The sequence below is a fragment of the Citrobacter sp. Awk 2 genome, assembly GCF_028069815.1.
Taxonomy (GTDB): domain Bacteria; phylum Pseudomonadota; class Gammaproteobacteria; order Enterobacterales; family Enterobacteriaceae; genus Citrobacter.
In genome coordinates this window covers 77,557-88,836 of sequence record NZ_JANEWL010000003.1, presented here as the reverse complement: position 1 = coordinate 88,836, position 11,280 = coordinate 77,557, and the positions used below count along the sequence as shown (strand labels likewise).

General features: G+C 49.5%; 9 protein-coding genes and 1 other RNA gene. 3 read left to right on the top strand and 7 right to left on the bottom strand.

The genetic code is table 11. The annotated features are described in order from the left end of the window. Nucleotides 1–566, top strand: a 566-nt coding sequence (locus NNO02_RS01960) for a recombinase family protein (RefSeq protein ID WP_271454114.1), incomplete at its 5' end; no start/stop codon positions are given. Nucleotides 567–889: 323 nt separating this feature from the next. On the opposite strand, the gene NNO02_RS01955 is transcribed toward NNO02_RS01960, so the two are convergent. From NNO02_RS01955 to garP, 7 genes are all read right to left on the bottom strand, one after another. Continuing rightward, nucleotides 890–1,591 carry a YagK/YfjJ domain-containing protein gene (locus NNO02_RS01955; protein ID WP_271454113.1) on the bottom strand — a complete coding sequence of 234 codons (702 nt, stop codon included), beginning with the start codon at nt 1,589–1,591 and terminating at the stop codon, nt 890–892. A gap of 316 nt (nt 1,592–1,907) precedes the next feature. Beyond that, nucleotides 1,908–3,302, bottom strand: coding sequence for a tyrosine-type recombinase/integrase (locus tag NNO02_RS01950; RefSeq protein ID WP_232424902.1), 1,395 nt, complete (start codon nt 3,300–3,302; stop codon nt 1,908–1,910). Between the two features lie 289 nt (nt 3,303–3,591). Continuing rightward, nucleotides 3,592–3,968: RNase P RNA component class A (rnpB, locus tag NNO02_RS01945), an RNA gene on the bottom strand. A 32-nt stretch (nt 3,969–4,000) separates the two neighbouring features. Continuing rightward, entirely contained in the window at nt 4,001–5,146 is a 1,146-nt protein-coding gene (gene garK, locus NNO02_RS01940; protein WP_271454112.1) for a glycerate 2-kinase, read from the bottom strand. 65 nt (nt 5,147–5,211) lie between these two features. Continuing rightward, on the bottom strand, nt 5,212–6,102 hold the full coding sequence (gene garR / locus NNO02_RS01935; RefSeq protein WP_038634119.1) for a 2-hydroxy-3-oxopropionate reductase: 891 nt from the start codon (nt 6,100–6,102) through the stop codon (nt 5,212–5,214). 28 nt (nt 6,103–6,130) lie between these two features. Then, a complete protein-coding gene (gene garL / locus NNO02_RS01930) occupies nt 6,131–6,901 on the bottom strand; it encodes a 2-dehydro-3-deoxyglucarate aldolase (protein WP_271454111.1) in 771 nt (256 codons plus the stop codon). 15 nt (nt 6,902–6,916) lie between these two features. After that, complete coding sequence (garP, locus tag NNO02_RS01925; RefSeq protein WP_271440720.1) at nt 6,917–8,251, bottom strand: galactarate/glucarate/glycerate transporter GarP; 1,335 nt, start codon at nt 8,249–8,251, stop codon at nt 6,917–6,919. A gap of 413 nt (nt 8,252–8,664) precedes the next feature. Here garP and garD point away from each other — a divergent pair, with 413 nt between their 5' ends. Next, entirely contained in the window at nt 8,665–10,236 is a 1,572-nt protein-coding gene (gene garD / locus NNO02_RS01920; RefSeq protein WP_271454110.1) for a galactarate dehydratase, read from the top strand. A gap of 179 nt (nt 10,237–10,415) precedes the next feature. Beyond that, nucleotides 10,416–11,270 (top strand): tagatose bisphosphate family class II aldolase, encoded by an 855-nt coding sequence (locus NNO02_RS01915; protein WP_271454109.1) that lies wholly within the window; start codon nt 10,416–10,418, stop codon nt 11,268–11,270. The last annotated feature ends 10 nt before the right edge of the window (nt 11,271–11,280 follow it).

Here is an 11,280-nt window from a genome sequence, read left to right as displayed (position 1 = left end):
TTGCATATTGCCGTGTGTCCACCAGCGAACAGTCAACAGAAAACCAGATTATGGCGATTCGTCAGGCTGGCTATGCAGTGAATGATAGCAGGGTGATATCAGAAACCGTGTCAGGGGGAGTACAGGCAATGCAGCGCAAAGGCTTTGCTGATATGGTGACTCATAAACTGGAGGCTGGGGATCAGCTTGTAGTATTGAAACTGGACCGCCTGGGAAGGGACAACATCGACGTGCAGCAAACCATTACGATGCTGGTGGATAAAGGGATTGATGTTGTTTCACTGGATCTGCCTGTGCGTAACCTTTCCAGCGCGGAAGGGAAGTTGATGCTGCAAATGTTTTCTGCGTTTGCAGAGTTCGAAAAATCCCGCATCATTGAACGTACAAAAGAGGGTTTAGTAAGAGCCAGGAAGGAAGGGAAGAAGTTAGGCCGTCCGGTTGCGTCAGATACCCTTCAGCGTGTACAGGAAGCCAGAGCTAAGGGGCTGAGTCAGTCCAAAGCGGCGTTAGAACTGAATTTAAGCCTCCCGACTATCAAACGAAACTGGAACATCAAAGAGGCATAAGATTTAACCTGTCTTCACTAAGATTCAGATGCTGCCCTACACAACGTGTGAGGCTTAATTATGACTATTTTCGGGTCAATTAATTCGAAATATTCCGGCGACAGTAAATCCAGCGGAGCCGCACACCAGCTTAAATCCACCTGGAAAAGATAGTGATGGGGTGCTATATTTAAAAGTTAAGCTGTGGTGTATGAGAGAAGGCATTGTTAAACGCAATGAGCGCTATCGTGAGCGCTTTTTGTAGTGTGGGTAATGCGAAGGTACTGCCATGCTCTTTAAATGGCTCAGAAAGAGTTACACGAAGGATTTAGCGATTATGGTATTCAGGATACTTTCATTTGTAATCTGGAACCGGAAAACATTTTTGGTTGTCCTTTCTGAACAGATGATTTTCCGCGATTCTTGGCAAGATAAGAAATTCGCTTAACCATCTCCACCAGTGAAGCATGGTCACATTGCCTGATTATATATCTGCCATGTGGAAGATGAACCCTTGAAACTCCGTTTGTCAGGTCAGTCCATATCCGGCTGATACGCCCGATCATTCCATCATCACCAAAGCCTGCCGTTCTGACCTGGAAGTAAGGCAGGGCAATCCAGCAGTGATAGTGTACCTGTTTCGCCTTTTCTTTTTCGCGAACCCAGCCGTAGGCAAATTTCCTGATTGGCTGATTACTCCACGCTTTCGCTGTAAACTCGCCACGCAGGCGGGTGAACAGTTCGCTGATTAATTTATTGCTTTCCTCAGCGCTCATTCCTTCCGGCACTGATAGGTCAAAGCGAAAACCATAGACTTTACGGTAGTGTGACTGCATGGCGCGAAGCTGAGTGATAAATTTATCTATGATCTCTTTACGGATGGGGTTGCTGTTTTTGTCATCCGGGTCGTGGTTGAGCTGGTATTCGAGACCACCAAGTGAATAAACGGGGCTATGGATCAGAGAGTAACGCCCACTACTGTCACGGTGATGTGAGATGTACTGAGTTAATGACAATTCACTAAGAACAGAAATAACAACCCCCACTTACCAGATATATTTCTTTAAGATAATAAAAACCAGTACGCGACGAGCATAAAGGATGGCCCCCGAGCAGGCACCGGCGCTGGCTTTTACGGACAGAAATGTTTGTTTATTTTACTCAGAAAACATGCCACAAACAGAGATTAACCAAAAATCATATTATTTTTTTTATTCCAATTCAATGATTATTTTCTTCGTCGGCATTTTTCAGGTTTGTTTCTGCCATTTTTCCGCTTTTGCTATAGCCTAATTCAATGCTTCACAAGCGATAAGTTCTTGGCTACGGTCCAGCAACCCCATTGAATTAGAATGACTATCACTAAAACCAATCAACACTATCAACAACTGGAAGCAAATCCGAAACTTTCATCTTGCCCGTGTAAACCTTGGTTTGCCCTTGGTTTGAATGTTCGTGGCCTATCGTTTGCTGAACAAGTGTGAGGGTATGCTTTGCCTGAATCTCAGTTACGAAAGTGTGACGTAAGCTGTGCACAATACGTCTATTTTTATAATCATCAAGATAATCAATACCCAATTGCTCACGTATCGCATGGAAAAGTCGCGTTACCTGACTTGTATTAGTGATTTCTGGGAACAAGTTGGTATCTGCCTTTTTGCTATCCAAATAATCCAAAAAACCCATATTGATCAAACGTTGTGAGATAGGAACCTGTCGAATCCCCGCCTCAGTCTTACTATCTCCGATCATTATGTAATACCGTTGGCTATCGTCGTCCAAGCGCACATCTGAAACCCTCAGTTTTGCGATTTCAGAACGACGGGCCCCTGTATACGCTAGCAACAAAAAACCCCATTTATTCCAACCATCTAATGTCGCGAAGTGTTCTACCATTTTTCTCATTTCTGTACGATTGTAATGGCCGTAGCTGTGACTTTTTGCTTCATACTTGACGTTGTTTGTAGGCGGTAATTCAAGAATATCCTCTTCTTTGGTCAGGTAGGTTGAAAATAACCCCTGACAAAGTTTCAGATAATCTTTGACCGTTTTTGATGAAACTAAGTCTTCTTCTGGAACTTCATCTAAATCTAAACATTGCTGGATAGTCATCCTGTTGTATGGCCTCTTGTTTTGGCGAGGCAGACCTTCAACGACTTCAAGCAAGTGTTTAATATCGCGCCGAGTGATTTCAGTAACTAACGTATCAGCACCAAGAACCATCTCTATCACTTCATAATATTTCTCATTACCCTGTCGAATCTTAGGCACCCAATCAGACTTAAATGCGAGAAATCCCTGCCATGCCTTAGATAAAGTAATCCCAGAGGCCAATGATTCTTCAGGTTTATCGGCTACGGTAGGCGCATAGTGGTTGTCTGGACGCATGGAGTTAACAATCTGTTGGTAATCAGAATGTCGCTGATCCATAAAGGCTATATGTGCATCGCAATAGTGTCTCCAGAGGAGGTCATACTGTGAAGCCACATTATCGATTTCATCCTCCATACCCGTAAGATCAAACTGGCTACCAAGTTGTTCTATAACTGAATCTGTCGATAGCGGCTCAACATCTTGTTTGAAGGTTCCATCAAGTAGCAATCCAACATCAAGCGCAATACGTTTTTCACGGGCCAATGAACCTGATTTTCGCAAGGTACTACGTACAGTAGAGGGGATTTTTTTCGCTGCGGCATAAAAACCTGCCTGAATTTCAAGCAAATACTTATCAATATCGTCTTGCTCTAACTTCTTCATTTTCTGCACTATATCCATTAATAGCGTTGGTTCCATCTTGGACGATTTTACAAGAGAAATAAACATAGAGAGGCGAGAAGATATAAATCTTGCTCTGTTGGCTGAATCGCTACCCAAAGACATGCGAAAGAATCGGCCTGTAGATAGCCTGAAATGAAGGCAGTAGCGATTGCCACGCTTAATAATATTCGGGATGGAACAACCGTTGGTATGTCTCGTTTGTATCACAGTCTGTGTCACATTTTCACCTATTAAGGCCTGAGACACACCAACGTATTGTTTTAGAAGAAGTTGAAGCTGACCGATAAGCCGGGTTCTGTCGTGGACAGTCATTCATCTAGGCCAGCAATCGCTCACTGGCTCAAGCAGCCTACCCGGGTTCAGTACGGGCCGTACCTTGTGAACCCCTATTTGGCCTTGCTCCGGGTGGAGTTTACCGTGCCACGGACTGTTACCAGCCGCGCGGTGCGCTCTTACCGCACCCTTTCACCCTTACCTGATCCCACTTGCGTGGGCCATCGGCGGTTTGCTCTCTGTTGCACTGGTCGTGGGTTTCCCCCCCAGGCGTTACCTGGCACCCTGCCCTATGGAGCCCGGACTTTCCTCCCCTCCGCCCGTCTCCCCCGAAGAGGACGACGACGAAGCGGCGACTGTCTGGTCAGCTTCGGCGCGCAGTATAGAGGGTTCGTGCGTCTTTGTCACCCAGCACTACGCATTCCGATTGCCAGCGTGGCAGCGATATTCCTTGAAGCGCGGTAAATATTATCCGATGCCCCGCGGAAAGCGTCCTCCAGCGTGCCGATCCGGGTTAATACGCTAAACACCGCATCAATACCATATTGATGTACCACGTCCACATCGCGTGTCAGACTACCGGCAATACCAATTACTGGTTTATGGTACTTCTTCGCCACATTTGCCACACCAATCGGCACTTTGCCATGCACACTCTGGCTATCGATACGTCCCTCACCCGTGACCACCAGCGTACAATCGTGAATATGTTCTTCCAGATTGAGCGCCTGAATCACAATTTCGATACCACTGCGCAGCTCCGCGCCTAAAAAAGCCATTAACGCGGCCCCCATACCACCAGCCGCTCCCGCGCCAGGCACGTCTTTCACATCCACCCTGAGCGATTTTTTAATGATATCGGCATAGTGGGAGAGATTACGGTCCAGCTCAACAATGTGTTCCGCTGTCGCCCCTTTCTGCGGCCCAAAGATGCGGGATGCGCCAGTATCGCCCGTCAGAGGATTCGTCACATCACAGGCGACACGGATTGAACAGGTTTTTAAGCGCGGATCCAGCCCTGAAACATCGATGGCACTGAGACAATTCAGGCTGCCGCCGCCGTAACCGATTTCAGTACCGTTGGCATCACAGAGTTTTGCCCCCAGCGCCTGCACCATACCCGCACCGCCGTCATTGGTCGCGCTGCCGCCAATGCCGATAATGATACTTTTCGCGCCGCTTTCCAGCGCCTGCAAAATTAACTCTCCGGTACCACAAGATGTTGTCACTAATGGATTGCGTTTCTCAGGAGGAACCAACGCCAGGCCGCTGGCTGCCGCCATTTCAATAAACGCGGTTTTACCGTCACCGGACATGCCCCAGCAGGCATTCACTTTTTCGCCCAGAGGCCCCGTCACCAGGGCTGAACGTTCAGTCCCCTGCGTCGCGGCTATCATCGCTTTCACTGTCCCTTCACCGCCATCAGCAACCGGAACAGAAACATATTGCGCATCAGGAAAAACTTCCCGAAATCCTTTTTCTATTGCCTGAGCTACCTCGGAGGCAGACAGGCTTTCTTTATAAGAGTCTGGGGCAATTACGATTTTCATAGTTATGTAGCCTGACTGTGCCGCGCAAGGCAAGAAATACAGGGCGCGCATCCGCGCCCTTCTTGTTAGCGAGTGACTTCCACTTTCGCCAGTTTTTCGTAGTAACATGCCAACGCACTGTGGTCAGCCGTTCCCAGCCCGTCAGCGCGCAGTGCTTGCATCATCTCCATAACCGCAGCAGTCAGCGGTAGCTGTGCACCTACGCCATGAGAAGTGTCCAGTGCGTTCGCCAGATCCTTAATATGCAGATCAATACGGAAACCTGGCTTGAAGTTGCGGTCCATAACCATCGGCGCTTTCGCGTCCAGTACGGTACTTCCTGCCAGCCCCCCTCGGATCGCCTGATATACCAGATCCGGGTTCACTCCGGCTTTGGTCGCCAGGGTCAGCGCTTCAGACATTGCCGCAATATTCAGCGCCACAATCACCTGGTTCGCCAGCTTGGTGACGTTACCTGCACCAATTTCGCCGGTATGCACCACGGAGCCCGCCATCGCTTTCAGCAGATCGTAATACTTGTCGAAAATCGCTTTATCGCCGCCAACCATCACCGACAATGTGCCATCAATGGCTTTCGGTTCACCGCCACTCACCGGTGCATCCAACATATCCACACCTTTCGCTTTCAGCGCTTCGCTGATTTCACGGCTGGCTAATGGTGCGATGGAACTCATATCGATCAGCACGGTGCCCGGTTTCGCCCCTTCAATGATGCCGCCTTCACCCAGCGCCACTTCCTTCACGTGCGGAGAGTTCGGCAGCATGGTGATGATCACATCACACTGCTCGGCAATGTCTTTCGCCGTGGCGGCGGTCTCTGCGCCTGCGGCAATCACGTCCGCAATGGATTCCGGGTTACGGTCAGCAACCACCAGCGAGTAACCTGCCTTGAGGAGGTTTTTACTCATTGGTTTACCCATAATACCGAGGCCAATAAAACCAACTTTCATTGTCATATCTCTATCTCTCTACTGTCGATGGTGGTTATTTCTTAAAGGAGTCAGCCAGTTTCTGCGTGGCTGAACGGAACACGCCAAGATCGCTACCCACAGCAACAAACGTTGCGCCCCATTCCAGATAACGACGGGCATCCGCCTCTACTGGTGCCAGAATGCCACTGGGTTTGCCGTGTGCCTTCGCACGGGCAAAGATGTGCTGGATTGCTTTCTGTACGTCAGGGTGGGAAGCATTCCCGAGATGACCTAATGCTGCAGCCAGATCGCTCGGGCCAACAAAAATACCGTCTACGCCGTCGGTCGCCGCGATGGCATCAACGTTATCGACACCCTGCTGGCTTTCGATCTGCACGATAATGGTGATGTTCTTATTCGACTGGGCAAAGTAGTCCGGCACGGTACCGAACATATTGGCGCGGTGGGAAACGGATACACCACGAATCCCCTCCGGCGGATAACGGGTAGATGCTACGGCGTTTACCGCCTCTTCTTCGGTCTCAACAAACGGGATCAGGAAGTTATAAAACCCAATATCCAACAGACGCTTGATAATGACTGGCTCATTAGTCGGAACACGCACAACCGGTGCGCTGATGCTACCTTTCAGTGCCATCAGTTGCGGGATAAACGTCGAGATATCGTTCGGTGCATGCTCACCATCCAGCACCAGCCAGTCAAAGCCTGCCAGGCCTAATACCTCGGTACTGATTGGATTGGCCAGCGCGGACCAGCAGCCAATCTGCACCTGATGCGCCGCGAGGGCCGCTTTAAATTTGTTCGGAAATATCGTGTTATTCATCGCCTATACCTTTGTTTATTTCTGCAATTCCATACGTTTAATGTCACCGACAATAAACAGGTAGCAAACCATCGCCATCAGCGCCGAGCATCCTACAAACATCAGCGCAGCATTAAATGAGTGCAGCTCGCTCACCAGATAACCAATCACCAGCGGGGTTACGATGGACGCGACGTTGCCAAATACGTTAAATACACCACCACACAGACCGACTATTTCTTTCGGTGCAGTATCGGAAATCACCGGCCAGCCCAGCGCGCCGAAGCCTTTTCCGAAAAACGCCAGCGCCATCAACGCCACCACCAGGGTGGTATTATCGGTGTAGTTACACAGAATGATGGTCGACGCGAGCAGCATCCCAAGCACAATTGGCAGCTTACGCGCCAAAGTAATACTGGAACCGCGTTTAATCAGATAATCGGAGAACACCCCGCCCAACACGCCACCGGTAAATCCACACAGCGCAGGAATAGAAGCCACCAAGCCTACCTTCAGGATCGACATGCCTTTTTCTTGCACCAGGTAGATCGGGAACCAGGTCAGAAAGAACCAGGTGATGGTATTGATAAAATACTGTCCGAAGAACACACCCAGCATCATGCGATTAGTCAGCAACTGCTTGATATAATGCAGCTTAGGGCCGCCAGATGCCGCATCGCCCGGCTTCTTGTGATCCATATCGACCACCGCGCCGTTGTCAGAGATAAACTTCAGTTCTTCTTGCGACATACGCGGATGCTCGGTCGGGTTATGGATCAGTTTCACCCACAGCCCGGTCAGTACAAAGCCGATCGCCCCCATCACGGTAAAGACATGCTCCCAGCCCCAGGCAAAAGTTAACCACCCCAACAGCGGGGAAAATAATGCCAGGGAGAAGTACTGCGCGGAGTTAAAAATTGCCGATGCCGTGCCGCGCTCTTTTGTGGGGAACCAGGCGGCCACAATACGTGCGTTAGCCGGGAAAGACGGCGCTTCAGAGAAGCCCAGCATGAAACGCATGATGAACATTGAAATACCCGCCCAGGCCAGCGGAAACATATCCACGAATCCCTGCAGGAAGGTAAACAGCGACCAGAAAAACAGGCTGTAAGTGTAGACTTTCTTCGAGCCAAACTTGTCGAGCAGCCATCCGCCGGGGATTTGCATTAGCAAATAAGCCCAGCCAAAAGCCGAAAAAATGTAACCCATTGATATGGCACTAAGCTGTAGCTCTTTCGCCACTTCCGTACCGGCAATAGACAACGTCGCACGGTCCGCATAGTTAACGGCCGTAACAATAAAGATTATCAGCAATATTAAATAACGAGTGTGCGTGCCTTTCTTTTTCTCTACAACCGTATCCAGTATCATACTATTTACCTCGGGTTACCTCAGGCACATGTCTTTTATTATTATTTGGCAGGCATTTTAATAATTAATTACCGCCAATAAAAATACGCAATAATTTATCAGGTGCTATGAAACCGTGATTTAGTATAATCAGCGTAACAAGGTTAATCATTGTGCAAATGCTCACTAAAGAAAAGTCATTAGAATATTTTCTTGGGCGGATGCACATAAGCATGGGCGCTAATGCACACATTTACGTATTGCCACCTCTGGCGGCGTGGTGTACCTGAGTTTAAGTGATCATGGTCACATTCTCAGGTTTAATCTCCTGACATTCTTATTTCACAATACCCGGTCTTTATTGCTTTTAATTAGCTTCAATATAACAACACCCATACAATTATTATCACCACCTGGCTGGAGAATACTGGACAATGGCCGACATCGAAATTAGACAAGAATCGCCAACGGCGTTTTATATTAAAGTACACGACACAGATAATGTGGCGATTATTGTCAATGACAATGGTCTGAAAGCCGGGACACGTTTTCCGGATGGACTGACGCTGATAGAGCATATCCCCCAGGGCCATAAAGTGGCACTAACAGATATTCCTGCTCATGGTGAAATCGTCCGCTATGGTGAAGTAATAGGTTTCGCCGTTCGCGATATCCCACACGGCAGCTGGATCGATGAATCTATGGTTGAACTGCCAAAAGCGCCGCCACTGGAAACATTACCGCTGGCAACCAAAGTTCCGCAACCGCTGCCGCCGCTGGAGGGTTATACCTTCGAAGGATACCGCAATGCTGACGGCAGCGTCGGCACCAAGAACCTGCTTGGTATCTCCACCAGCGTGCACTGTGTGGCAGGCGTGGTAGATTATGTCGTGAAAATCATTGAGCGTGACCTGCTGCCAAAATACCCAAACGTCGACGGCGTGGTGGGACTCAATCACTTGTACGGCTGCGGCGTAGCTATCAATGCCCCAGCCGCCATCGTGCCGATTCGTACAATTCACAATATTGCGCTGAACCCAAACTTCGGCGGTGAAGTAATGGTCATCGGCCTTGGCTGCGAAAAACTCCAGCCCGAGCGCCTGCTGGAAGGTACTCACGATGTGAAAAGTATTTCGGTAGACAGCGCCAGTATCGTCAGCCTGCAGGATGAAAAACACGTTGGTTTTAAATCCATGGTAGAAGACATTTTGCAGGTCGCTGAGCGCCACCTGGCAAAGCTCAATCAGCGCCAGCGCGAAACCTGTCCGGCTTCTGAGCTGGTAGTCGGCATGCAATGCGGCGGAAGCGATGCGTTTTCTGGCGTAACGGCCAACCCGGCAGTCGGTTTTGCCTCCGACCTGTTAGTTCGCTGCGGTGCGACCGTGATGTTCTCGGAAGTGACCGAAGTGCGAGATGCCATCCACCTTCTGACCCCGCGGGCAATTAACGAAGAGGTGGGCAAACGCCTGCTCGAAGAGATGGCCTGGTACGACAACTATCTCGATATGGGGAAAACTGACCGCAGCGCTAACCCCTCTCCGGGCAACAAGAAAGGCGGTCTGGCAAACGTGGTGGAAAAAGCGCTGGGCTCCATTGCCAAGTCTGGCAAGAGCGCGATTGTCGAAGTGTTGTCGCCGGGTCAGCGCCCAACCAAACGCGGTCTGATATACGCAGCTACCCCCGCCAGCGATTTTGTCTGTGGAACTCAGCAGGTTGCTTCCGGCATCACCGTACAGGTATTCACCACTGGTCGCGGTACGCCGTACGGTCTGATGGCCGTTCCGGTGATAAAAATGGCGACACGCACTGAACTGGCTAATCGTTGGTTTGATCTGATGGACATCAACGCAGGTACCATCGCGACCGGAGAAGAAACCATCGAAGAGGTAGGTTTGAAGCTATTCGAGTTCATTCTCGACGTGGCCAGCGGGCGTAAGAAAACCTTCTCGGATCAGTGGGGATTACATAACCAGCTGGCGGTATTTAACCCGGCACCGGTAACCTGATTTTTCACTGTTTTTTCTTCAGGAGCATGTCTACGGGCATGCTCTTTTTTTTGTCATAAACTTTCGCAACCCTCCCATTGCTTTCGAAACTTTCATTTTTCAGATCAAAATCACAAAAAAACATTACGAAACCCTATACTTTATTTCGAAGAAAGAAAACGAAAGACTTCGGAGGAAGTATGTTTATCATTTCAAGCAAAACAATGCTGAAGAAGGCTCAACAAGAAGGTTACGCCGTCCCCGCATTTAACATCCACAATCTCGAGACCTTACAGGTTGTCGTGGAAACGGCTGCCGAGCTACGTTCTCCGTTGATCGTCGCCGGAACGCCAGGTACTTTTAACTACGCTGGTGTCGGTAATATAGTCGCTATCGCCAGCGAGCTGGCCAGAAGCTGGAACCTCCCCCTGGCAATTCATCTCGATCACCATGAAAGCGTCAGCGATATTGAAGCAAAAGTCTGTGCAGGGATTCGCTCTGTCATGATCGACGGCTCCCATTTACCGTTTGCCGATAACATCGCGTTAGTCAAACGCGTGACGGATTACTGCCACCGCTATGACGCCAGCGTTGAAGCAGAACTGGGACGCCTGGGTGGGCAAGAAGATGACCTGATCGTTGATGGCAAGGATGCACTTTATACCCACCCTGAGCAGGCTCGAGAGTTCGTAGAAAAAACAGGTATCGACTCACTGGCAGTCGCCATTGGCACTGCCCACGGCTTGTACACCGCAGAGCCAAAACTGGACTTTGAACGGTTAGATGAGATTCGTCAATGCGTTGATATTCCTTTGGTTTTACATGGCGCTTCCGGCCTGCCCCCTCAGGATATTAAACGCGCAATCGCCCTCGGGATCTGCAAAGTCAACGTCGCTACCGAACTCAAAATCGCCTTTGCTGACGCACTCAAAAACTACTTGAGCGCCCACACCGATGCGAACGATCCACGGCACTACATGGTGCCAGCAAAAGCGGCGATGAAAGAGGTGGTACGTAAAGTCATCGCCGACTGCGGCTGCGAAGGAAAGCTGTAAGTCCTTCATT

What these genes read in the sequence shown, in the direction of transcription:
- NNO02_RS01950 (WP_232424902.1), bottom strand. Translation starts at nt 3,302, where the DNA reads ATGAAGAAGTTAGAGCAAGACGATATTGATAAGTATTTGCTTGAAATT.
- garK (WP_271454112.1), bottom strand. Translation starts at nt 5,146, where the DNA reads ATGAAAATCGTAATTGCCCCAGACTCTTATAAAGAAAGCCTGTCTGCC.
- garR (WP_038634119.1), bottom strand. Translation starts at nt 6,102, where the DNA reads ATGACAATGAAAGTTGGTTTTATTGGCCTCGGTATTATGGGTAAACCA.
- garL (WP_271454111.1), bottom strand. Translation starts at nt 6,901, where the DNA reads ATGAATAACACGATATTTCCGAACAAATTTAAAGCGGCCCTCGCGGCG.
- garP (WP_271440720.1), bottom strand. Translation starts at nt 8,251, where the DNA reads ATGATACTGGATACGGTTGTAGAGAAAAAGAAAGGCACGCACACTCGT.
- garD (WP_271454110.1), top strand. Translation starts at nt 8,665, where the DNA reads ATGGCCGACATCGAAATTAGACAAGAATCGCCAACGGCGTTTTATATT.
- NNO02_RS01915 (WP_271454109.1), top strand. Translation starts at nt 10,416, where the DNA reads ATGTTTATCATTTCAAGCAAAACAATGCTGAAGAAGGCTCAACAAGAA.